Here is a 22,402-nt window from a genome sequence, read left to right on the forward strand (position 1 = left end):
AAATAGGCGATTGAGCTGGAAAAAAAGTATTTAACTGAGGATAACGCGAAGAATTATTACTAATAACAACGTGGTACGTACAAATAAACAGAACTTCTTTCAAACTTATATATATTGACGGGTTAATTATAACCCATCAATTAAAACAATTTAGATGCAAACGATATTTTCAGCTTGCGGGCCTTTTTGACCTTGTGTAACAGTAAACTGTACACGTTGACCTTCAGCTAATGTTTTAAAGCCGTCACTGGTAATTGCGCTAAAATGAGCGAAAACGTCAGGACCAGACTCTTGTTCAATAAAACCAAAGCCTTTTGCTTCATTAAACCATTTAACTGAACCAGTTGTTGTATTAGACATAAAAAGTATCCTAAATAATAATTATATTGCGCCCTAAATTAGGCGATAAACAAGGAAGAAAACATATTTAACTGAGGATAGCGCGAAGGATTATATTACTAATAACAACGTGGTACTTACAAATAAACAGGGCTTTCTATCAACCCGATGCGACGGATAGTACCAGCATATTTAAACGTATAGCAAGTTTTTTCTAAAATACTTTTAAACAACGCAACGAGCATGGCTTAACTTAGCTATAATTTTACAACCACGCTTTTATATTTTCTTATTAGGTTAAAATGCAACATTACTATTGCTAATTTTATATAATGTTCTAGTGTGAAAGTGTTGAGTTTATTATATATAGGCTTGATTTGACTTAAAATTACATGCGGATAAATTACGGCATATTTTAGATGTGCTGCAAACTATTAAAATACGTTAAATAACAGGATAACTATGACTAAACCTGAAGTTCCAAAAAATGAAGCTGCGCGTTTACATGCACTAAGAACTTTAAATATTCTTGATAGCTCACATGAAGAAAGGTTTGATCGTGTAACCCGTATAGCAAAACGTATGTTTGATGTGTCTATTTCACTTGTAAGTTTAGTTGATGAAGATCGTCAGTGGTTTAAATCAAAGCAAGGGCTTGATGTTTGTGAGTTACCTCGTGAAACATCATTTTGCGGGCATGCAATAAATGAAAGTGAGTTATTTATAATTCCGGATACCTTAAAAGATAAGCGTTTTTTTGATAATCCCTTTGTTATAAATGATCCTAAAGTTCGTTTTTATGCGGGGTATCCTTTAAAGCTTAGACAGGGAATAACCATTGGTACTTTGTGTCTTATTGATTCTAAACCAAGAAATTTAACAGAAGAAGATCAACAATTACTTAAAGATTTAGGCGCGATGGTAGAGCAAGAAATACAATCTATTCAGCTCGCTACAATAGATCAGTTAACAATGATATCTAATCGACGTGGCTTTCTAAATTTAGCCGAATATAGCCTAAGTGTATGTAAGCGCAATAAAATACCGATGTCTTTTATACTGTTTGACCTAAATAAGTTTAAGCTTATTAATGATGTTTATGGTCATCATGAAGGTGATTTTGTACTTATTACGTTTGCCAAAATTATGCTTGAGTCATTTCGTGATTGCGAAATTATAGGACGACTTGGCGGGGACGAATTTGTTGCGATGTTAAGTGACTCTGATGAAAAAAAGGCAAACACTGTTCTACAAAGATTTGCAGATGCTATTGAACAAGCCAATAACACTATTAATAAACCATACAAAATTCAATATAGCGTAGGGGTAATGAATTATCCTTATGATACTGAAAGTACGGTTGAAGAAATGCTTCAAGGTGCGGATTCAGCAATGTATAAAAATAAAAAAGCACTGTGCGCTGAATAATTTAATTATTAGTAAACATGTTTCCTGAAGTCACATGATTGCAATACAACGGTATCTCCAATGTGATAAATACTTCTGTTACTATGCATAAATATGTATAAATTTACTATGGGAGTTAAATCATGGATAAATACCAAGTTAGTGTAATATCTGTATCGGGGAACACATTGCCACTTGTTAAATCTTTGCGGCTTATTGGTTGCTTAAATTTAGAACATGCAAAAGAAATACAAACTCACCTTCATAAATCGCTACCTTGTGTGCTCATTGCCGGAGTAGATAAAAACGTTGCTGAGCATGTGATAAAGCTCTTGAATGATGCAGGAGCCGTGTCTAAAATCGAGTGCTCTTCTATCAACGATCCAATGCTATTTACTCCAGCAGCTAATAAAACGTATGTATGGAATTGGTTAGGCATTAGAGCTCGTTAATTTTTTATACAAATTCTCAATACTTATTTTATGCTCAATCTTCGGGGTTTAGTCTTTAAAGCTTGGTTTTTTAATACCTTTACATACTAATGTGTTAGCTCTCATGCTTAACTTTTAGTATTTTTTATTAGCTTGGCGGCTTATGCAATATGCTTGTTTAATAGCAATAAGTAATAGGAATGTATAGCCACTAAATTTTTACTATTCAAATAGTGACTGACAACCTACTTTTGTTGCTTCATTTTTACTTATTCATCGGGGTTATTACTTTAACGTTTACTTGTTTGAATAAACTACCACCTTTAAAAAATCAATAAACCTTACCCTTGAAACTAAATTATATGACCTCATACCTGTTATAGGTCATAAATTTAAGTGACCGATATATCAATAAGTAAAAGGTGTATTTCGTAAAACTTCAGAGAAGTTTGTATTTTAAAACCGATTTATTTTATAAGGACAAAGCCATGACAAAACGCGTAATTGAGATGCCAGAGCTCGGTATGGGCACATTTCGTTTAGAGGGTGATACAGCCTATCATTCAGTAAAAATGGCATTAGAAGTTGGTTTTCGCCATATTGATACAGCACAAATTTATGGCAACGAAGAGCAAGTGGGTAAAGCCATTAAAGACAGCAATATTCCGCGCAGTGAAATATTTTTAACCACCAAAGTGTGGAATAACAAACTAAATAAAACAGACTTTATTCCAAGTGTTAAAAAGTCACTTGAAAAACTACAAGTTGAGTCGGTCGACTTATTACTTATTCATTGGCCATCGCCTGCTAACAACCAGGCAATGAGCGAATACCTCACCGAATTACTCAAAGCTAAACAACTTGGACTAACCAAGCATATTGGTGTATCTAACTTCACGATTGCTAATTTAAACGAAGCAATGCAAACCCTAGACTCGCGTGAAATATTTACCAATCAAATAGAAGTCCACCCGTATTTAACGAATACCAAATTGCGCGCTTTTTGCGCCCAGCATGATATTCATGTAACAGCTTACATGCCATTTGTTGTAGGTAAAGTACTCAAAGATCAAACTATTATCGACATCGCTAAAAAACATGATGCAAGCCCTGCACAAGTTGTTTTAGCGTGGGAAAACGCCAAAGGTATGACGACAATTCCGTCATCAACCAAGCGTAAAAACCTTGAAGATAACTTTAACGACAAAGCCGTTAAACTTGATGATGAAGACATTGCACGTATTGATGGCTTAGACTGTAACGATCGTCAAGCAACTCCTGACTTTGCACCTCAGTGGGATTAATAAACCGACTTAAAAAGTAAAAGTTAAACTATCTAATATAGGGTGTAGGCATACTGCGCCCTAACTTTAAAAGGAATACACATGTTAACGGTTATAGCTGTACTGTCGTGCAAAAATATTGATGCTGAAGTAATGCTTACAGCACTTGAAAATCTGCAGCAATCATCACGCCAAGAAGTAGGGTGCTTACGCTATGAGTTATCGGTAAAAAGTGATTCTGAACATACAGACTATGTAGTAAGCGAACAGTGGGCGTCAAACGAGCATTTTGAAGCGCATAAAGAAGAGCCTCATTTTAAAGCTTTTGGCATGCAAGCAACAGGGCTTTTAACAAGTAGCAGTATCGATGTGTATAAAACAATTGGTTAAACTATTAGAACCTTGTTAATTTGATATTTAGAACAACTAGATAAAACAACTTCCTAGTTCTGGCACAATTTTCTTATTGTTAAATAGACCCCATACATAAGCAGATTAGTATTATTCAAGAACAAACGCTATTCGTAAAACTTATTATCATCAGTAAAAAGGCTCTTTATCGTATCGATAAAGAGCCTTTAAGGGAGTATATATTTAGAGTTTAATACTGCTACTGTCTATGACGATGAGTAATCACAGCAGATAGACTGTACTTTTAAATCAATAAAAACCCAAAATCGATTTTTTAGTTTAAAAGTTCACACTTACATTGGCAAAAAAGCGTCTGCCAACAGCATCATAAATAGCTTCATTGCCACCACTTGCTGAAATATACGCAGGTGGTAATTTGTCAGTTAAATTTCTAAGTCCGAAACCAATGCTGGTGTTGTCAAATAAATTGTAATTAGCCGAAATATCATGCGTTATAATAGATCCCACATAACCAGGTTTTAGATCTTCTTCAATATCACCATCTGGAGATAAGTCAAAACGCGCTGAGCGGTCAATATAACGAGTTGTCCAGTTAAGTGTAAGGTCGTTGTAATTATACACAGCTGAGAAACGGGCCTGCCATTGAGGGTCACCAACTTCACCATCTTCTACATTCACTGTATCTGGGCGACTTTGAAATTCAAAATCTTCAAGCTCAAGCAAGTGATTTACAAATAAGTTTAACTTCAATTCACCCTCTAATGAGTAATCAGCCAAATTCATATCATAATCAAAATCAGCTTCAATACCACGAGTTGTGGTAGCCGCAGCATTTAAATAACCAGAACGAACTAAAGCAATATCGTTTGTTGTTGGATCTCGATCAACTTGTGAACAAAAGCCTGCATCGAGTCCGCCAGCTGCGTCTACACAGTTATCAATTACGCTTTGTGTTGCAATAAATGAAATCGCATCTTCAATTTCAATATCGTAGTAGTCGACAGTTAATGAAAAGTTTTCAAAAAAGCTAGGCGTCCATACTATACCCGCAGTTAATGATGTTGATGTTTCTGACTCTAGTTCAGGGTTACCACCACTAAACACATCAATACTTACATTATCATTTGCTTGGAAACCTGAGGCAATACCTAGGGCAGCACAGTTAGCTACACGATTTGGGTTATCATTAATGTTATCGTCATCACAGGGGTCACTAATATTTGCAAAACCAGGTGACTGAGGGTCAAAAGCTTCTGTAATATTTGGTGCTCTTACTGCTTGACCGTAAGTACCTCGAATACGAAGATCGTCAATTGGACGGTAAAGTATACCTACTTTCCATGCGTCAGCAGTACCTGCATGAGAATAGTCGGCAGTTCTGTATGCTGCGTCTAAACTTAGTTCTTTAGCAAAAGCGACATCAGTTAAAAATGGTAAGTTTACTTCTATAAATGCTTCAGTAACGTCAAATTCACCATAAGCATCTGGAGTTGCTGCATTTGATAAAAATCCGGCTTTAGTAAGCTCATCTGTAATTGTTTCTGATGTTTCTTCACGATATTCAAAACCAGTGGCTAATCCAATAGCACCACCTGGCAGCTCAAAAAATTCGCTAGTATCAAATGTTATGCTACCGCCAATAAATTCTTGGGTAATTTTATCTGTACGTGTTACGTCTGCAGAAACATAATCTTTTGCTGCCGCTGAAGCTTGATCAAAGCCAAAAGGGTTGTACGGTGTACATGCGTCGCCATTAATACTTGCAGGGTCAGTGTAACCCTCACCTTGCAAACTCTCTACTTGACTTCTACATGCCGCTTCACCGGTTGTAGGATCGATAACAGCATCAACCGCTGCGGTTAAGTTATCAGGTATTAAATCATTGAGTGTTTTACGACGGTTATCAGTTCGACCATAAGAGTAATAAACATCGTAATCAAAATCAGTTTCACTTAGCGTGAATAAGCCTTTAAAACCAGTAACTAAACGAAACAATTCACGTTTATTATCGGCGCTACGATTACCTAGCTCACCAAAGAATTTCGAAAAGCTTACATTTGTAGTGCCTTCACTAAGAAGCTGTTGACGCAAACTGCTATCTAGATAAGGATTATTTTCTACATCTATATTCAGACCACCAAAATCAAAAGAAGGTTGAAATTGTTGCTCTATTTCTGAACGAACAAATTTAAAGTCACTGTAGAATGTATGATTATCTGTTAAATTATAGTTTACCGTTGAGCCAACTGTTATTTTTTCAAGTTCAGGTAAAACATTTTCATAGTCTTGTGTATTAGCACAAAGCTCACATCCGTCTGGAAAGTTACCAAAAGCAAAGCTTCCTGTCGCTTCACGAGCTGGCATTAATTCTGCTGCACCACTGTTAGTAAAGCCATAAATACTTCCAGCATCACCAAATGGATTAATAACGCCATTTTCACTAATTCTTTCAGAAAGAACATTTGGTACCGTTAATCTATCTGCAATACCATCGTTTTCGCCTGTATCTAATGGGTTATTAACAGTACCGAAAGCATTTGTTTGGCGTAAATCATTTGCTAGAACTTGGCGAATTCGGTCTTTACCAGCAAAGAATGTAATATTACCTTTACCACCAGCAATTTCTGTACCTGCCACAACGCTAAAGCTATGGTTCTCAGTGCCAACACCTTCTGTTGAATTACCTACAGAGGCATTAAACTGTAAACCATCAAAATCGTCTTTTAAAATAACATTTATAACACCTGATACCGCATCTGAACCATAAATAGCGGATGCACCACCGGTGATTACTTCTATTCTTTCAATTAGAGCTGAGGGAATAGAATTTAAATCAACTTGCGATGAACCTGGTGCTCCTGCAACATGACGTTTACCATTTACTAATACAAGCGTACGGGAAGCCCCTAAGCGTCTTAAATCGGCAGAACTAACACCAGCAGCAGCATTGCTATCATTGTTACCTATTAGCGTATCTGTTGCACCAATCGATGGCAGTTCAGCCAGAATACTGCCCAAATCGGGAGTGCCTCCTTTTGCAATATCTGCTGCGGTAATTGTCACAATAGGAGCTGGCTGAGAAAGCTTAGCTTTACTAATGCGTGAACCAGTCACTTGAATTCGTTCTACTTTTTCTACTTCATCATCTTCAGCAGCAATACCTTGAAATGAAAAACCAGCTAGTAATGCACTGCTTAGTGCGACTGTTACTGTCGATTTTTTAAAAAAACCAACGTTACTTTTGTTATTAATTGACATTTAATTCCCCTGAATTGTTATTTTTGTAAATACCATGTTATTTGTACGCATTAAAGGGAAATAAATCAAGGTTACGTCAAGATAGAACTTATAAATATAATATCCTCAATTATGTTATGAGTGACCTCATATCAATTGACTATAATTGAGCAAATAAAATAGACATTTTAATTATTATTTAGTCGTTTTTAACTATTGGGAGGTAAGAATTTATTTTAAACTTTAAGCTTATGATTTTTAAAGTAATACGTGATAAAAAAGGAATCTTACTATTGTTGTTTTTACCAATAAAAACAAATAAACAACGAGTTAATATACAAGTTAGTTAACGATAAATAGGATTTTTTAGCATAGTAAAAAAAGTGACGATTTATGCCTGAGAAGTTACTTTGTTATTATTAAATGTTACAGGGGAATTAATGATTACAGCAGACATTTTTATAGTAATTGAGTTTGTTATTTATGCAATATTGTAATAAATAACAACTTGTTAGTTATTTTGGCTGACCTCAATTAATTCGGCATAATGACTTCATTATTCTATGTTTTAACTTAAATAAAGAAGTTAGATTTATATTTTTAATTAGACTAGGTCTAATAAATATCCCGTTATCAAATCAATATGACTTTTGTAAGATTAAGTTTACAAAAGTGTGGAGGGTTCGTTTTTAAATTTTGTTTTACAAGCCTAGTAAATTATTTTAGTGCTGGAGTAATGAGAGTCAAAATGATAATTGACTATGGTATTTATTTAAAATGGAGTTAAAGAGAGTAGAAAAACATATAATTACATACATTGATGATATAAGACTGTTTATAACAATATAAAAAGGATATTAAATGAAAGGTGCAGGTGGAAGCTCAGGTGGTATAGGGCATTTTTTTATTGGTTTAATAATGATGTGTGGTGGTTTTTACATGCTGCTAAACGCAATTTCGGTGACCTCTAATTTTGGACTAAGTTCTCGCATTTATAGTGTTAATGCTTTAGGTGGCTTTGGCGTTACAGGTGGCATGGTTATGATCCCGTTTATTTTTGGTGTGGGTCTCATTTTTTATAACTCTAAAAATATTTTAGGTTGGGTGCTATCTCTAGGTTCATTAACCGCATTAATCTTTGGGGTTATATCGAGTGTTCGATTTAGTATGCGTACTATGACATCGTTTGACTTAATTGTGATTATAATTTTAGCGTTTGGTGGCTTAGGACTTTTTTTACGCTCACTTAAGTCTATTGATACTTGATATATTTATTTAAATATAAGCATATAAAATATGAGTATTAATAGCTAAAATTGGCGTTTAATACAGTAATTCCTCCTCGTTACTGTTTCATCAGTAATGTATTATTTAAAGAGATAAACGTGAATAACTCAATACAACTTAAATTAGTCGCAACGCATTTTTTAACACAAAGAGAAGAAAACCCTGCCGTTTCAGATCTTCCTAAAGAATTAATATTAGATTCTGTTGATGATGCATTAGAAGTTCAAAAATTAATGATTTATTTAAATAATCAAACGGTATATGGCTGGAAGTGTATGTTGCCGTTAGATGATGGGTCGATTATTTTAGCACCTCTTTTTCATGCACCTATAGAGTCAACAGAGAGTTGTAGCCTTTATACAAAAAATAATAAGGCGGTAATTGAGCCTGAAATTGCCTTTGTTTTAGATAAAGATTTAGACGGTAATAAAACGTATACCAATGAAGATGTAGATGCTGCTTTTGGTAAAGCACATCTTGCACTTGAACTGATTCAAAATAGGTTTTCGCAGGGATATGAGGCTACTTTTATTGAAAAACTTGCTGATGGATTATTTAATCAGGGTGTTTACCTCGGACCAGAAATTGATAAAGTAAAGGCATACGACGCAAGTGCTGTGAATATTGATATTAAGCAAGATGAGCAAGAGCTAAACCTAGCAGGAAAACACCCTGGTGGGCTTGCGCAATCTCCACTTTATTGGGCTATTAATTTTTTGTCTAGTAAAGGAATAACTTTAAAGGCTGGACAAGTGTTCATTACTGGATCTTATTGTGGCGTGGTTGAGCTAAATACCAATGAAAAAACTCATATAGCTTACGAAAACTTAGGTGCTTTTAACGTTACGTTTTTAGCTCGTTAGGCTCAATAGCTTATAAAGTTAAGAATAACTTAATGAAGGCGGTTACATACCGCCTTCATGTTAAAGCTAGTTATCTTTAGTTTTATATTTTTAATTTAAAACTAAATTATTCATGCCAAATGACACCACAAAATAGATAATAACTATTTTATAGATAAGTCGTATTTTAAAATAAGTGCATCTATATAACGAGTACGAAGTGTTTGCTGTTTTTCGTGATCGGCTCCATGGCTCAATGCGCGATTTAAAAGTTTCATGGCTGGGTGTAGTTGAGTACGTTCGTCTTGCTCTAAGCTCGCTTTAGTACGTAACTCTGTAATGTCGTCAACCACTAAACGCCCTATATCTACAGCAACTATTTCATCTATTAAGCCATTTTGTGTAAGTACACCGTACTTGCTACATAAAAACTGTTGCCATACCTGTTGTAAATGTTCTTCTATCTCGCACCCAAATAACTCTTCGTTAAACTCAAATCCTTGCTGTGCGAGCTTAGTTAGACTTGCTGTATATTGCTGTGCAAAGTAGTTAAATGCATGACTTGATGAGTCTATTTTTTGTTTTATAAGCCCTTGCCCCCAATTTACGCATCCGCGAGGGTAGTAATCATCGTATTCTTCACATTCATATAAACCAGAATATGAACTGCAGCTCATTTGATTTTTAATACAATAACTCGGTTTTGGGAAAATGCTCTGATCTTGCCAATGTTGAAGGGTATCTGCATCAATGTTTAATGCTTGGCATAGCTCATCGGTATGATAAAAATGAGTTGTTAAATAGTGAGATAAACGCATAAAGGCTCGCCTAATATTAAAAATACAAACACTGTTTATATGTACAGTTGTTTATTTTGTATTATCAATAACCTTAATACAAGTTATTTTATTGATAAATACGTCCTTACACCTCCAAATAGGTCTAAAAATATGGTACAAATAGCGCAAGTTTTATAAAGAATGATTTTTTATGCGCACCCTAGAACAAATTAAGCAAGCAAGCCTTATTACAGCAATTAAAACACCTTACTTAGCAAATGGTGAAATAGACCTCGCAACGTATGATCATCTTGTTGAGTTACAAATAACAGCAGGAGTTGACGGTATTGTTGTAGGTGGCACAACAGGTGAAGGTCAGTTAATGAACTGGGAAGAGCATTTAATGCTTATTGCGCATACTGCCAACAAATATAGCGATAAACTAATTATAGTTGGTAATACAGGCAGTAATAATACCCGTGAAGCGATTAAAGCGACTAAATATGGTTTTGCTAGTGGTATGGATGCAGCACTGCAAATTAACCCATACTACGGACGTACGTCTATTGCGGGTGTAAAAGAGCACTTTAAGCGTGTGCTTGATATTGGACCTGCTTTTATCTACAACGTAGCAGGGCGCACAGGGCAAGATTTAACACCTGATTTTATTGAGCCATTAGCAAAGCATGAGCACTTTATTGGCGTTAAAGAATGTGGCGGGAATGAACGTATTGCCCATTATGAACAACAAGGTATTGCGTGTTGGTCGGGTAATGATGATGAAAGTCACGATGCACGCCATACGTACAAAGCGCATGGTGTGATTTCGGTTACCTCTAACCTAATACCAGGCTTATTTCGTGAATTAATGGATACGCCAAACAATAAGTTAAACACATCGTTACAACCACTAATGAACTGGTTATTCTGTGAGCCTAACCCGATTGCTATTAATACAGCGTTGATGATGACCGGTGCAGTAAACCCAGTATTTAGATTGCCGTATTTACCACTTAGCAATGAGCAGCAAAAAGTAGGTTTGCCATTAATAAATCAGCTTAATCAAAGTGATGTAGTCGGTGGTAAAGCAAGTTGTATAGATATAGAAAATATAGCCTTACTTTCTTAATTATTAAGTAATTGATTTACTCTATTTATTAAAAGTCACCCAAAAGTGACTTTTATATTTTAAGCAATAGCTGAAAGTAACATTTTACTTAGTTTTGCTTCTTCTTCAGCAACTTGTTCAAGTTTTTTTGCAATATCGTCTAAGCTAATATCACCTCGCTTTTTACAATACTTTACGGCATCCATTGCAAATTCGCGCCATAGATCACCCACTAAAGTAGTGTGCTCAGCGCATTTATTAAGTGCAGGTATCTGGCATATATCAGCTGCTTGCTCTAAAAAGCTAGCATACATAAATCGAAAACCAGCTCCACCAGTGCCTATTTCTTCTTGCATACGTACAATGTGCGCTAAATAAAGACGAGCATACTTAGGTGTTTTTTTATCAAGCTGTCGTATTTGTTTTGCCATATGACGAATGCCTTTGAGACCAAAGTAAGGCAGTATTAATCCATTCATCATTTTTGCTGTTTTTTTGATTGCGGGTTTAATTACTTCATTAAGCTCAATATGCGATGGTGTGCTACGAATAACGTACATTAATCCTTTTGCTGCAAGTGCACCTTTTGCAAAACGTGCATTTTTTAAATCTTCTGCAGCACACGTTACCGGATACTCAAAAACAGGGTCGCTGATAAGATATTCGCCCTGAGAGTTTTTTCCGTAAACAATTAAGTTATGTGCATTAAAGTGAAAGCGCATGTCTTCAGGGAAGTAAGGGAGCCAATATACCGAGCTTTGTAAACCAACTAAGTTACCTTTAGCTAGTTCGTCATCGAGAGCTTGCATCCCATCTTGTGCATTTGAAAACTTACGAGTTTCTAATTCAATATTTAATTTTTTACATACCTTTTTAATAATTGTTTTGGGGGGCATGCGATAAGCAATTAATGGCATTCCACTAATTTTTACAAAAGGTAAGTAAGCAAAAGTAAGTGCTGAAGCAAGACCAAAAGCCATTGGCTCACTCATATCAATGCCTTTACTTTGTAAAAGCGTGGCAACTACACCCGTTTCACAATGTGAAGATTGTAGGTGGTTAATAGGTAAAATAATGTCAGGCATGAAGGATTCGTTATTGTGTGGGCAGTGAGAATAAAGCGTCACGACTAATTTTTAGTGTATCGCAATAGCGGCTAATTTTTTTATCAGATAGCGTTAAAAAAATAGCAGGGCGTAAATGACGGTTAATTTGCCATTGAAAAAAGCCACTGGCAGCAGCAAGGGTCGCCACATCAAAGCGCCTAGCTAGCATATGATAACCAAGCGAAGAAATTAACCCCGAATGCGCATCTGATAGAGCTTGGCTAGTTTGTTCGTTTAAATCATTTACCGCTAGCTGGGTTGCAAAGTTTTCGACTTCCCAGCCAGATGATTTAACACCATGATAATGACCGCTGTCGTCTACCGCGTAAAGTAACTTGTTTTGACCTTGATAGCTTTTGCTATTATCTTGAGGTACTTCATCTTTTTTCATAATGGGCTCTAAACTATTGGCTTACGACACTTAATTGCATAAATGCACTTGAAAAACGGCCGCTCTCAGGTACATAACATAATAGTTTTTGACCATTCATTAATTTTCCAGATTTGAAAAGCTCATCAAGCATAATAAAAATAGACGCAGAGCCTGTGTTGCCTTTTTCCGTTAGGTTAGTAAACCATTTGTCGTAAGGGATTTGAAAGTTGATATTATTTAACCCTTCAAATAAACGTTCACGAAAGTAACCCGATGAATAATGTGGTAAAAAGAAATCATAATCACAGGCTTTTATCGCGCGTTTTTTTATTATTTTACTGAGCGCATCTTCAACCGTAAATTTAACGATGTTTTCGTTAAGTAGTTTTACATCTTGCTTAACAGAAAGTATGGATTGTTGTTCACGTTCTTTAGAGTCGAAACGGGTCCAGCTTTTTAGTTCTCCATCTATCTTTTCTGCCCCAGCATACATACAAGCTTCAAGTTTATCTGCATAAGAAACAATATCAATCCAATCAATACGAAGTGATAAACCAGTAGGGTTAGCTTGATTGCTTAGTAATGCTGCCCCAGCACCGTCAGATAGCATCCAACGAAGGAAGTCTTTTTCAAAAGCAATTTCAGGTTTTTGATTGAGCATATCAACTTTATAATCGCTTTCGGCGACAAAGTTTCTTGAATGCATTACATTAGATGCAAGCTCACTGGCAACAACAGCACTGTGCTCACTTTCACCAGCTTTAACATTTAAGTAAGCATATTTAAGAGCCGTCATTCCACACAAGCAAATACCTGCTGTTGATATAACTTCAAGGCTCGGGTTTTTAAGCTCTCCATGGACCATTACACCGTGATTAGGCATGATCTGATCTGCCATAGAGGTACTCGCTACCAAAGAATCTAGTTGCTCTAATTGGGTACCCTCACTAGTAAATAAGCCTCTTACGGCTTCAGCTGCTAGTGATGCATTTGTGTAATTATATTCGCCAGTTTTCGGATCGATAGCGTAGTAACGGTTTTTTATTTGGTTACTGCGTAAAATAACAGGTTTAGCGCGCGAACGTTGCCCTCCAACTTCACCTAATACAACTTCCATTTCTTTATTACTAACAGGACTATTTGGTAAAACAGCATGTAAGTTATTTATGTATACAGCATTTTCCATAACGTAAAACTACTCTCCAGAAGGCTCAGCAAAATAGGCTTTTTGCTTTGCAATCTTTTTTCTTGTTAAAGGGGCAATTAATTTTTTTATTATTGCTGTAATTGGCACCACAGTAATAATTAAGGTGAGCAAAAATAGCACATAGATTATAAGCCCACAACTTCGACGCTTTGAGTGCATAGGTCCCAAAGCTGTTAGGATTTTACTCCAAATCTTAAAACTGTGTTGACCAACACGTTCACTGGCAATAAATCTCTCATTTACTTTAACTGCTCCTAATCCTTTTAATACAGAATGTTGAAGTTGTTGGGTATTAGGTAGATTATTAATTGATTTTTTAATTGCGATACCAAAGCGGCTAGCATCGATAATTTCTTTCTCAGCGATACCCGCTGCAGGCACCCACGACACAGGCTTTTTCTTTCCTGTAAACATCCAAAGTGGTGTTGCTAAAAAGCTAAAGCCAGTGCCACATTCGTCACTAAGTACCACGTTATCGATTAGGTTAGCATTTACATTTTTAAGTAGCTGTTTCATTTTTTCTTGTGCGCTTAACCACATACCACGACAACCAATAACGGTAATAACGGGTTTATTATTGAGTAGTTTATTTGCTTGTGGCGACTGCATAAATGATGAAACAGGAAGCGATGGAGATAAAAACCATACTTGATACGTTAAAATAATTAAGTCGTAATCGCTATGATCAGGCTCAACAACTTTCATTGGTTGTGGTGTCATTTTTACGCATTCAGGAAAAACATGAAAAAAGGTTAAAAAAGGCCAAGGAAATGGGTATTCTTTTTCAGGTTTTAAATTAAGGTAATCTACCGTAATTTCATCATCATTTTGCAGTGGTTTTACAATTGAATCTGCAATTTTGGTGAGTTGACCAGTTTGAGAATAATGAATAACGAGTACTTTGTGCATCCTTTTACCTTTTCTAACTTCCTAATAGTCGGCTATTATACCCAATATAAAAACTCAAACCACACTAAATTGGATGATTAACTGATGTATAAAATAGTTATTTTCGCTTTTACAGTACTATTTAGTTGTAAATTATTTGCTGTAGAGCAAGCCTATTCTCTTGATGTCTCGTTCGCCAAGTTTAGGCAGGTTGAAGGTCAATCACACTTTCAAGTTCTTGATTGCAGTAACACAGCCCTAGCATGGGACGATTTACCAGAGGTTCGAGCACAAAATTTTACAGTAACCAGTTACGAGCATAAAGTAACGATTAAAGAGTTACCTGAGGGTCATTATTGTTTACGTTTTTTTCAAGATCTAAATGCAAACGGTATACTTGATGTGTCGTCGAGTTCTATTCCTAAAGAACCTGTTGGGTTTTCGAATAACCCTAACTTAATGATGGGTTTGCCATCACCTGAAAATAGTATGTTTGATTTTACAAGTAGCAAAGCTATTAAAGTAAATGTTAATTATAAAAAACGCCGTTGAATTACGGCGTTATTAATTCATAAAACATGTTATTTGAGTTGCTTCTCAATTGCAGCTAAATCAATATCACCCGCTTTGTAATATGGACCATTACCGTCAACATCATCAGGGCAGTGCTTTCGTACTGCTCGAATAGGGCTATTTTCTTCAGCTTCTTCAATTAGTGTTTTATAACGTCCGGTTGTGTCGGTTGCTAAACCTTTACACACCCATGCTAAAGTATCGAACTTGTGTTGTTCGCTAGTTTTATAATTTTGAGAAAAATATTCCGCAAGTGTGTCGCCTATTTTGTTAGATGGAATGCCTGAAGAAGTGTACTTTTGCGCAAGCAACTTAATTTCAGTTAGATTTTCGCTAGCTATATCAAACAATATTTTATCGTCACCTTTGAGCGATGGGATATTTGATTGAGGGGCATTTTTTTGTAAGTCAGACAAATCAATAGATCCTATTACAAACTGCTCAACGGTAGTAGAAGGTAGTTGCTTTAATGATTTTTTTGCATATTTACGGATTTTTTTATGTGCATCGCTATTAACTATAGTAGAGAGTAAATCTCGGTAACGCGCATTTCCTGTCTCACCTAAAGCTCGACACGCCCATGCCATTGTATCTAATTGATAATCAGCCGCAGCTAAGTAGTTTTTAGCCAGGTATTGGGCTAATACATCTAACACTTCAGGGTTACTGTTGTTGCTAGATACTATAGACTGAGCAGCTTGTTTTACTTGATTAATATTGCCTGAAATTAATCGGTCATAATCGGTCTGCTCACTTGTTGTTAATGCAAATGCAGAACTTGATAATGCAGCTAAACTCAGGCCCACTAATAATGGCTTTAACGAAAACATAACGATTCCTTGTATAGAGGGAGTAAAAAAGAGTAATACTATATTGTTAATTTTTTAAATATAGCGCTCTGTAGTTGAAAGTTAATTAGTATAATAAACTTGTTAACTATCATAGCCATCACTTTGCTACACAACAAGATTTATTATTTATTTGTTTGTAAATCAAGCTTCTTCTATCGTTAATGTTAAAATATTGCAGTAAATTTTGCAGTCATAATTAAAGCTTGTTACTCTAGCGCGGTTTTGAGTCACTTTGTGTTGTTTTTATGTTATATAGCCATTTGTTTACGCCTTATCAGTTAGGTTCCACTACACTAAATAATCGTGTGGTAATGGGCTCTATGCACACAAATTTAGAAGAGTTACCTCAAGGTTTTGAGCGTTTAGCCGCTTTTTATGGTGAACGTGCTAGCGCAGGTGTTGGTTTGATTATTACCGGTGGTATCTCTCCAAACCAAGAAGGAATATTAGCGCCTAACCGCAGTGTTTTAGATTCTATAGATGGAGTTGAACAACATAAGTTAATTACAAAGGCTGTAAAAAAACACGATACAAAAATTTGTATGCAAATATTGCATGCGGGGCGTTATGGTTATCATTCTAAGCAAGTTGCCCCATCAGCTATTCAAGCATCTATAAGCCCTTACACCCCTGCAGAATTAACCCATCAACAAATAGAAAAACAAATAGATGATTTTGTGCAATGCGCCAAACTTGCTAAAGAAGCAGGGTACGATGGTGTCGAAATTATGGGCTCAGAAGGGTACTTAATAAATCAATTCATTGTGAAAGCGACTAACCATCGAGATGATCAATGGGGCGGATGTTATAAAAATCGTATTCGCTTTGCTGTTAATATTGTAAAACAAGTTCGCGCAACTCTAGGAAGCGACTTTATTGTAATATTTCGTTTGTCGTTGCTTGATTTAGTCGCAGACGGCAGTACTTTTGATGAAGTATTACAGTTGGCGCGTGAGCTCGAACATGCCGGTGTTGATATGCTTAATTCAGGCATTGGCTGGCACGAGTCACGCATTCCGACTATTGCAACGAGTGTCCCAAGAGCGTTTTTTTCATCCCTAAGTCAACGGCTAAAAGCAGCAGTAACGGTGCCTGTCATTACAAGTAACAGAATTAACACTCCTGAGGTTGCAGAGCAATTACTTATTGACAAGCATGCAGACTTTATTTCAATGGCACGGCCTTTTTTAGCTGATAGTCAGTTTGTTGCAAAAGCGAAAGCGGGTAATTCTGATCAAATTAATACATGCATTGGTTGTAATCAGGCTTGTTTAGATAATATTTTTATTAACTTACCAGCCACGTGTATTGTTAATCCTCAGGCTTGTAATGAAACACTAATGCCTGTTACTAAAGCTAATAAGGTAAAACAAGTTGCTATAGTAGGTGGTGGCGCTGCAGGAATGGCTTGTGCTATTTATGCAGCAGAACGAGGTCATCGAGTCACTTTATTTGAAAGCGCATTAGAGTTAGGCGGGCAATTATTACTTGCAGCCAATGTACCAGGAAAAGAAGAGTTTAAAGAAACGCTACGTTATTTTAAAAGCCGTTTAAAAAATCTAAATGTAACAATTTGCTTAAATATATCAGTCAATTTAGCGGCTTTAACTCGCTTTGAACACTGCGTTATTGCTACTGGTGTCAGAGGTTTAACCCCTGAAATAAAAGGTGTTGAATTACCAAATGTGATTAGTTATGAAACAGTGCTTAGCGCTAAAGTAAAGCTTGGAGAAAAAGTTGCAATAATTGGTGCTGGTGGAATCGGTTTTGATGTCGCTGCTTATATAGTTGCAATGAAAAATCGGTGTTTGAATATGGCCCCCTCAAACGCACGTTTTAGCGAGCAATGGGGTATTGACTTGAGCGTCGGCAATGCTGGTGGTATAAAAGAAAAACCTGCCAAATCAACGATATCAAATGAAGTGTATTTGCTACAACGTAAACTGCGTAAGCATGGTGCAGATTTGGGGAAAACGACGGGCTGGATACACAGAGAGCATTTAAAACAGCAGGGAGTAAAAATGCTTGCTGCTGTGAATTATCAAAAAATAGATGAACAAGGTTTGCATTTAAGTATACGTAACCGTGAACGAATATTAAATGTGGATCATGTTGTAATTTGTAGTGGTCAGCAGTCAGTGTTACCAGAGTATCATCAGCAACTAAACGGTTTAATGCCAGTTAGTTATATAGGTGGTGCGTTAAATGCTGAAAAATTAGACTTACAAAGAGCGATTGGCGATGCTTTTTCTGTTGCGCAAGGTTTATAGTTAGTTACGGCGTTCACTATTACTATAATTAAAAATATAAAGGAATAATTAATGTTACAGGGAAATGTATGACGCAGTTAATGCCTATTATGTTGGCGATAAAACAAGTGAGCTTTGGCTATAAAGCAAGTATGCCATTGAGTGTTGATAATATATCACTCAATCTTGTTCAAGGTAGCTGCACTGCTATTTTAGGTCCTAATGGGGCTGGGAAATCAACATTAATTTCATTAATGAGTGGTCTTTTAACTGCTCAAACAGGTCAAATTAGTTACCCTTTTTACTCACAGTACACGACCAAAAAAGCTATCGCGCAAAAAGTTGCTTTGGTACCGCAAGATTTTGCCTTTTATCATGAGCTTAGCGTGCACGATAATTTAGCTTTTTTTGTGTCCATAAGTGAAAAAAATCGCAGTTTACATTCAAACCATATTAAATCGGCTGTACGTGCATGCGGGCTTGATGATGTTATTAATAAAAAAGCGGGATCGTTGTCTGGTGGATATAAGCGTCGCTTGAATATTGCAATTGCTTTGAGCAAACAGCCAGACATTATATTTTTAGATGAGCCAACGGTAGGCATAGATCCATTATCGCGTGATGCAATAATTAATTTATTATTGGATTTAAAACAACAAGGTAAAACCTTAGTTTATACCTCTCATTTATTACATGAAGTTGAATTGCTTTGCGATGAAGTCGTATTTTTAAATAATGGTAAAGTCGTTGCAAATGAGCTTTTAAATAATCAAAAACCGTCTTTAAACTTCACTACTGTTAAGCCTTTATCTCCTACTCAAATAGCGCTTTTTACACAGCCGATAACCATTTTAGAAAATGGTGGGCATCAATTAAAAGTGAATAATAGCGAGCAGTTAGCATCAGCTTTTACAGTGCTTGCTAATTTAAGTCATGATATTAAAACACTGACATTTACAAATAGCCATATAGAGCAACTGTATCGAGACTTATTTTCGGAGTCATCATGTTAATCCATACGGTAAAAAAAGAAGCCAGATTAATTATAAATGACTTACACAGCTTAGCTGTATTATTACTCATGCCTATTGTATTTATGGTTATTATGACAATGGCAAGCAGTCAGTCGCAAAAAAATATACAAGCTAACCTTACTCTCAGTGTAATCGGGCAAGAGAATAGTGCGCATAGCAATATTTTAATCGCACTTTTAATTGCACAGGGTTTTACTATAGATAAAAATAATTCCGATAACAGATTAACAGTAGAGCCCGGTGTAGATAAACAAATTTTAATGCGCCAAGGTAATAACCAGTTACGGTTAGATATAAGTGACGAACTCGCGCCGCAAACGCGATTACTAATGACAGAGAAAGTCAAAGCAAGCTTGTCTCAATTAAAGCTCTATTTGTATATGCTTGATACAGGCGATTTATCTCAGGATTTGTCGTTAGCTGAGCAAATTAATCAAGTTGTTGCATCATCTGATGTAAGTTATTTATTAAAAAAGCCGCCAGCTAAAGCATTACACAACCCAGCGTTGAACAGTATTCCTGCCTGGTGGGTATTTGGTATTTATTTTATTGTTTTGCCTATTTCGCTCACTTTTATTAATGAGCGTAATAATGGCACTTTGGTTAGATTAAAAACGTATCCAATTAGTATGGCTCGCTATTTTTATAACAAAGCGTGTGCTTATGTAATCGTAAGCCTTATACAAGGCTGTTTACTTGCAATCATTGGTTGTATTGCAATTCCCTATTTTTTGAATGTACCTTTGCTACCGCTGCATGGTTTATTGCTTAGTATATTTACATTTATAACAGTTAGTTTTACTGCGATTGCCTTTGCTTTATTATTAGCAAGTATGGTGTCGAGTTATGAGCAAGCTATTGTTGTCGGTGGTGGAGTAAATATAATTTTAGCTGCGTTAAGTGGCTTTATGGTGCCGCTTGAAATTATGCCGGATAATTTAGCTGCGCTGGCAAATGGGTCACCAATGTTTTGGTCAGCTCAACTATTACGACAACTGATGAGCAAATCAGTTGATCACACTTTTTGGCAATATACAGCATCGCTTTGGGGTTTTTCATTGTTATGCTTTGTTGCTGCACTATATATATTTAATAAAAAAATGAGGAATTTGACATGGAATTAGCCGAATTAAAACTACAGTTAAAACAATTGATTATTACTGAATGTGATAAAGAAGATGATTTTGAGCCCGCTGATATTATTGACTCAGAGCTATTGTTTGGAAGTAAATCACGCATCAACTTAGACTCGTTAGATGCTTTACAACTCTCATTAGTATTAAAACAGAACTTTGGTATTAAAGTTGAAGGCTCTAAAGAAACGCGTAAACATTTACAGTCTATAGATACAATTGCCGACTTTATTATTCAAGAGCGTGCTAAGTAATGAATAAACGGGATGTATATTTAAATGCCAGCGAGGTGCTATCGGCACCATTAAGTAATAAAATAAGTAGTGTTGTTAACACTATTGAAAATGAGAGTGTGGCATTTAAATCATTCCGAGAAGAAATAAATTGTAGCGATTTTACGAGTATTTTAAGTTATTTTGATGCTGTTCTATATCCTCTTTTTAAAAAGTTGAATTTATCAGCTAGTGATTTAGCAAAAACTAATTTGTTTTTAGGATCTACTTCTTTAGATATCAGTGCTGTGAAAGTAGGGGATGAAGATAAGCTATGGCTATCTAAAACAGATAAAATTAGCCAAGCGTTAGTAAAACGCTACGGTTTAAATGAATTGGAATTTACCTTTAGTACAGCATGTACAGCAAGTGCTAATGCATGCTTGTATGCTTCGCGTTTAATAAGTACCGGAAAAATTGAACATGCACTGGTTATAGGTTGCGAATTTTATAACCCTTTAACCGTTGAAGGCTTTAAATCATTAGATTTAATTAGTAAAACAGAATTAATTGCATTTGCTAAAGGTCGTTCTGGTTTAATTTTAGGGGAGGGAGTTGCAGCCCTTTATTTATCATCTATCCCTACTGCGCAATGTACTCTCAAAATGCTGGGTGGTGCATCGTCATGCGATACTTATAGTTTAACAATGACTCAGGAAGACGGAAGTCATATTGCACAAGTTATTAATGATTGTTTATTACAGGCAAATATCCAAAGTGATAATATAGATCTAATTAAAGTGCATGGTACCGCTACGCTTGGGAATGATGAAGCAGAGTGCAATGCTTTAACTGCATTATTTAATACATCAGAAATAACTCAGAGTCCTCCTATTATTGCTTTCAAACCTTTTACAGGGCACACGTTAGGAGCATGTGGTGCAATTGAAATTGCATTATTTGCTGATTGTTTAAGTAAAAAATCGTACACCCCGCCAGATTATATAAGTAACAATAACGATTTAATGTGGCCTTTTTATAAAGGAAATGATTTTTCACAAGTGAACACTGTATTATTTAATTACTTTGGTTTTGGCGGTAATAATGCGGCTTTGGTTTTTCAGCGTTATAGGGGTACTGAATGAAAGAAGTCGGCAGTAGTTATTTAAGTTTTGAAAAAAAGCTAGATGTAAAAAGCTTAAGGCAACTCGTAAAACAAGAAACAGGTTTACAGGTTCGTAGAATGGACTCTTTTACATTAATTGCGTTACTTGCAGTATACCGTGCTAAAGGAAATATTGAGCTCAGTGAAAATAGTGGTTTATATAGTTGTGCCGATTACTTTTCAAGTGATTCAATGCAATCGATGTTAATTGATGTGGACCAAAGTAATCCTATAAAACCATTAAGTTTTGTTGCAAGTGTTGGCAATGCTGCAAATTATTATATAGCCAATACCTATGCGATTGATGGCCCAAATGTTTTTATAGGCAGCAGTAAGCAAGCAATAGAAAAAAATGAGTTGCTAGCTGAAACCGACATGAGCTTAGGGTTGATTGAATGTGCTATTTTACTAGTTTGGCAAGAAGATGAAAACCAACGGGAATGTTGGGCGAAAATAATCAAAAATGATGGTTTTTTCGGCGAACGTGGTGTTATATGAGAGTTTTCCTTGAATCAAAACAAGTGCG

The 22,402-nt window shown here is 35.8% G+C and carries 22 protein-coding genes; 14 read left to right on the plus strand and 8 right to left on the minus strand.

Annotated features, from left to right (window positions below):
* Positions 1–150: 150 nt before the first annotated feature.
* Positions 151–360, minus strand: coding sequence for a cold-shock protein (locus tag GQR56_RS05960; protein ID WP_024611422.1), 210 nt, complete (start codon positions 358–360; stop codon positions 151–153).
* Positions 361–801: 441 nt separating this feature from the next.
* Between GQR56_RS05960 and GQR56_RS05965 the strand changes: the two genes are divergently transcribed.
* The 4 genes from GQR56_RS05965 to GQR56_RS05980 all read left to right on the plus strand — a co-directional run bounded on the left by GQR56_RS05965 (position 802) and on the right by GQR56_RS05980 (position 3,850).
* Positions 802–1,767 carry a sensor domain-containing diguanylate cyclase gene (locus GQR56_RS05965; protein WP_166109505.1) on the plus strand — a complete coding sequence of 322 codons (966 nt, stop codon included), beginning with the start codon at positions 802–804 and terminating at the stop codon, positions 1,765–1,767.
* Positions 1,768–1,889: 122 nt separating this feature from the next.
* The gene (locus GQR56_RS05970) at positions 1,890–2,198 is read left to right on the plus strand and encodes a hypothetical protein (protein WP_024611420.1); all 309 of its coding nucleotides are present in this window, start codon (positions 1,890–1,892) and stop codon (positions 2,196–2,198) included.
* A gap of 467 nt (positions 2,199–2,665) precedes the next feature.
* Positions 2,666–3,481 (plus strand): 2,5-didehydrogluconate reductase DkgB, encoded by an 816-nt coding sequence (gene dkgB / locus GQR56_RS05975; protein ID WP_166109507.1) that lies wholly within the window; start codon positions 2,666–2,668, stop codon positions 3,479–3,481.
* An 81-nt stretch (positions 3,482–3,562) separates the two neighbouring features.
* The gene (locus GQR56_RS05980) at positions 3,563–3,850 is read left to right on the plus strand and encodes a putative quinol monooxygenase (protein WP_166109509.1); all 288 of its coding nucleotides are present in this window, start codon (positions 3,563–3,565) and stop codon (positions 3,848–3,850) included.
* Between the two features lie 300 nt (positions 3,851–4,150).
* Here the strand turns inward: GQR56_RS05980 and GQR56_RS05985 are convergent, their stop codons facing one another.
* Positions 4,151–7,090, minus strand: coding sequence for a TonB-dependent receptor (locus GQR56_RS05985; protein WP_166109511.1), 2,940 nt, complete (start codon positions 7,088–7,090; stop codon positions 4,151–4,153).
* A gap of 840 nt (positions 7,091–7,930) precedes the next feature.
* Between GQR56_RS05985 and GQR56_RS05990 the strand changes: the two genes are divergently transcribed.
* Together GQR56_RS05990 and GQR56_RS05995 are read left to right on the plus strand one after the other, a co-directional pair.
* Positions 7,931–8,335, plus strand: a complete 405-nt coding sequence (locus tag GQR56_RS05990; RefSeq protein ID WP_002958658.1) for a hypothetical protein — start codon at positions 7,931–7,933, stop codon at positions 8,333–8,335.
* A gap of 119 nt (positions 8,336–8,454) precedes the next feature.
* Positions 8,455–9,219 carry a 2-keto-4-pentenoate hydratase gene (locus tag GQR56_RS05995; protein ID WP_166109513.1) on the plus strand — a complete coding sequence of 255 codons (765 nt, stop codon included), beginning with the start codon at positions 8,455–8,457 and terminating at the stop codon, positions 9,217–9,219.
* A 143-nt stretch (positions 9,220–9,362) separates the two neighbouring features.
* On the opposite strand, the gene GQR56_RS06000 is transcribed toward GQR56_RS05995, so the two are convergent.
* Positions 9,363–10,016 carry a DUF6058 family natural product biosynthesis protein gene (locus GQR56_RS06000; RefSeq protein ID WP_166109515.1) on the minus strand — a complete coding sequence of 218 codons (654 nt, stop codon included), beginning with the start codon at positions 10,014–10,016 and terminating at the stop codon, positions 9,363–9,365.
* Between the two features lie 172 nt (positions 10,017–10,188).
* On the opposite strand from GQR56_RS06000, the gene dapA reads away from it, so the two are divergent.
* Positions 10,189–11,106 (plus strand): 4-hydroxy-tetrahydrodipicolinate synthase, encoded by a 918-nt coding sequence (dapA, locus tag GQR56_RS06005; RefSeq protein WP_166109517.1) that lies wholly within the window; start codon positions 10,189–10,191, stop codon positions 11,104–11,106.
* 59 nt (positions 11,107–11,165) lie between these two features.
* Here dapA and GQR56_RS06010 read toward each other — a convergent pair whose 3' ends face one another.
* The 4 genes from GQR56_RS06010 to GQR56_RS06025 are packed head-to-tail and all read right to left on the minus strand — an operon-like array spanning position 11,166 to position 14,680.
* Positions 11,166–12,170, minus strand: a complete 1,005-nt coding sequence (locus tag GQR56_RS06010; protein WP_166109519.1) for a BtrH N-terminal domain-containing protein — start codon at positions 12,168–12,170, stop codon at positions 11,166–11,168.
* A gap of 10 nt (positions 12,171–12,180) precedes the next feature.
* On the minus strand, positions 12,181–12,582 hold the full coding sequence (locus tag GQR56_RS06015; RefSeq protein ID WP_024611412.1) for a hypothetical protein: 402 nt from the start codon (positions 12,580–12,582) through the stop codon (positions 12,181–12,183).
* A gap of 13 nt (positions 12,583–12,595) precedes the next feature.
* Positions 12,596–13,750: a beta-ketoacyl-ACP synthase III gene (locus GQR56_RS06020; RefSeq protein WP_166109521.1), complete on the minus strand. Its 1,155-nt coding sequence runs from the start codon at positions 13,748–13,750 to the stop codon at positions 12,596–12,598.
* Positions 13,751–13,759: 9 nt separating this feature from the next.
* The gene (locus GQR56_RS06025; protein WP_166109523.1) at positions 13,760–14,680 is read right to left on the minus strand and encodes a dialkylrecorsinol condensing enzyme; all 921 of its coding nucleotides are present in this window, start codon (positions 14,678–14,680) and stop codon (positions 13,760–13,762) included.
* An 84-nt stretch (positions 14,681–14,764) separates the two neighbouring features.
* Between GQR56_RS06025 and GQR56_RS06030 the strand changes: the two genes are divergently transcribed.
* The gene (locus tag GQR56_RS06030; protein ID WP_166109525.1) at positions 14,765–15,211 is read left to right on the plus strand and encodes a DUF2141 domain-containing protein; all 447 of its coding nucleotides are present in this window, start codon (positions 14,765–14,767) and stop codon (positions 15,209–15,211) included.
* A gap of 29 nt (positions 15,212–15,240) precedes the next feature.
* On the opposite strand, the gene GQR56_RS06035 is transcribed toward GQR56_RS06030, so the two are convergent.
* Complete coding sequence (locus tag GQR56_RS06035) at positions 15,241–16,062, minus strand: HEAT repeat domain-containing protein (protein ID WP_166109527.1); 822 nt, start codon at positions 16,060–16,062, stop codon at positions 15,241–15,243.
* Positions 16,063–16,328: 266 nt separating this feature from the next.
* Here GQR56_RS06035 and GQR56_RS06040 point away from each other — a divergent pair, with 266 nt between their 5' ends.
* The 6 genes from GQR56_RS06040 (at position 16,329) to GQR56_RS06065 (ending at position 22,374) form a co-directional block, all read left to right on the plus strand.
* A complete protein-coding gene (locus tag GQR56_RS06040; RefSeq protein ID WP_166109529.1) occupies positions 16,329–18,353 on the plus strand; it encodes an NADPH-dependent 2,4-dienoyl-CoA reductase in 2,025 nt (674 codons plus the stop codon).
* A gap of 68 nt (positions 18,354–18,421) precedes the next feature.
* The gene (locus GQR56_RS06045) at positions 18,422–19,345 is read left to right on the plus strand and encodes an ABC transporter ATP-binding protein (RefSeq protein ID WP_166109531.1); all 924 of its coding nucleotides are present in this window, start codon (positions 18,422–18,424) and stop codon (positions 19,343–19,345) included.
* The gene (locus GQR56_RS06050; protein ID WP_166109533.1) at positions 19,339–20,490 is read left to right on the plus strand and encodes an ABC transporter permease; all 1,152 of its coding nucleotides are present in this window, start codon (positions 19,339–19,341) and stop codon (positions 20,488–20,490) included. Before GQR56_RS06045 ends, GQR56_RS06050 begins: the two co-directional genes overlap by 7 nt.
* On the plus strand, positions 20,481–20,753 hold the full coding sequence (locus tag GQR56_RS06055) for an acyl carrier protein (protein WP_010553044.1): 273 nt from the start codon (positions 20,481–20,483) through the stop codon (positions 20,751–20,753). Before GQR56_RS06050 ends, GQR56_RS06055 begins: the two co-directional genes overlap by 10 nt.
* Positions 20,753–21,856 (plus strand): beta-ketoacyl synthase N-terminal-like domain-containing protein, encoded by a 1,104-nt coding sequence (locus GQR56_RS06060; protein ID WP_166109535.1) that lies wholly within the window; start codon positions 20,753–20,755, stop codon positions 21,854–21,856. Before GQR56_RS06055 ends, GQR56_RS06060 begins: the two co-directional genes overlap by 1 nt.
* Positions 21,853–22,374, plus strand: a complete 522-nt coding sequence (locus tag GQR56_RS06065; protein WP_166109537.1) for a hypothetical protein — start codon at positions 21,853–21,855, stop codon at positions 22,372–22,374. The genes GQR56_RS06060 and GQR56_RS06065 overlap by 4 nt, the downstream gene beginning before the upstream one ends.
* Positions 22,375–22,402: the final 28 nt, after the last annotated feature.

Source organism: Pseudoalteromonas sp. Z9A5 (assembly GCF_011378875.1).
GTDB lineage: Bacteria > Pseudomonadota > Gammaproteobacteria > Enterobacterales > Alteromonadaceae > Pseudoalteromonas.

Bases quoted from the DNA above. Each gene is read 5' to 3' on its own strand.
- GQR56_RS05960 (WP_024611422.1), bottom strand. From the start codon at position 360: ATGTCTAATACAACAACTGGTTCAGTTAAATGGTTTAATGAAGCAAAA.
- GQR56_RS05965 (WP_166109505.1), top strand. From the start codon at position 802: ATGACTAAACCTGAAGTTCCAAAAAATGAAGCTGCGCGTTTACATGCA.
- GQR56_RS05970 (WP_024611420.1), top strand. From the start codon at position 1,890: ATGGATAAATACCAAGTTAGTGTAATATCTGTATCGGGGAACACATTG.
- dkgB (WP_166109507.1), top strand. From the start codon at position 2,666: ATGACAAAACGCGTAATTGAGATGCCAGAGCTCGGTATGGGCACATTT.
- GQR56_RS05980 (WP_166109509.1), top strand. From the start codon at position 3,563: ATGTTAACGGTTATAGCTGTACTGTCGTGCAAAAATATTGATGCTGAA.
- GQR56_RS05985 (WP_166109511.1), bottom strand. From the start codon at position 7,090: ATGTCAATTAATAACAAAAGTAACGTTGGTTTTTTTAAAAAATCGACA.
- GQR56_RS05990 (WP_002958658.1), top strand. From the start codon at position 7,931: ATGAAAGGTGCAGGTGGAAGCTCAGGTGGTATAGGGCATTTTTTTATT.
- GQR56_RS06000 (WP_166109515.1), bottom strand. From the start codon at position 10,016: ATGCGTTTATCTCACTATTTAACAACTCATTTTTATCATACCGATGAG.
- dapA (WP_166109517.1), top strand. From the start codon at position 10,189: ATGCGCACCCTAGAACAAATTAAGCAAGCAAGCCTTATTACAGCAATT.
- GQR56_RS06010 (WP_166109519.1), bottom strand. From the start codon at position 12,170: ATGCCTGACATTATTTTACCTATTAACCACCTACAATCTTCACATTGT.
- GQR56_RS06015 (WP_024611412.1), bottom strand. From the start codon at position 12,582: ATGAAAAAAGATGAAGTACCTCAAGATAATAGCAAAAGCTATCAAGGT.
- GQR56_RS06020 (WP_166109521.1), bottom strand. From the start codon at position 13,750: ATGGAAAATGCTGTATACATAAATAACTTACATGCTGTTTTACCAAAT.
- GQR56_RS06025 (WP_166109523.1), bottom strand. From the start codon at position 14,680: ATGCACAAAGTACTCGTTATTCATTATTCTCAAACTGGTCAACTCACC.
- GQR56_RS06030 (WP_166109525.1), top strand. From the start codon at position 14,765: ATGTATAAAATAGTTATTTTCGCTTTTACAGTACTATTTAGTTGTAAA.
- GQR56_RS06035 (WP_166109527.1), bottom strand. From the start codon at position 16,062: ATGTTTTCGTTAAAGCCATTATTAGTGGGCCTGAGTTTAGCTGCATTA.
- GQR56_RS06040 (WP_166109529.1), top strand. From the start codon at position 16,329: ATGTTATATAGCCATTTGTTTACGCCTTATCAGTTAGGTTCCACTACA.
- GQR56_RS06045 (WP_166109531.1), top strand. From the start codon at position 18,422: ATGACGCAGTTAATGCCTATTATGTTGGCGATAAAACAAGTGAGCTTT.
- GQR56_RS06050 (WP_166109533.1), top strand. From the start codon at position 19,339: ATGTTAATCCATACGGTAAAAAAAGAAGCCAGATTAATTATAAATGAC.
- GQR56_RS06055 (WP_010553044.1), top strand. From the start codon at position 20,481: ATGGAATTAGCCGAATTAAAACTACAGTTAAAACAATTGATTATTACT.
- GQR56_RS06060 (WP_166109535.1), top strand. From the start codon at position 20,753: ATGAATAAACGGGATGTATATTTAAATGCCAGCGAGGTGCTATCGGCA.
- GQR56_RS06065 (WP_166109537.1), top strand. From the start codon at position 21,853: ATGAAAGAAGTCGGCAGTAGTTATTTAAGTTTTGAAAAAAAGCTAGAT.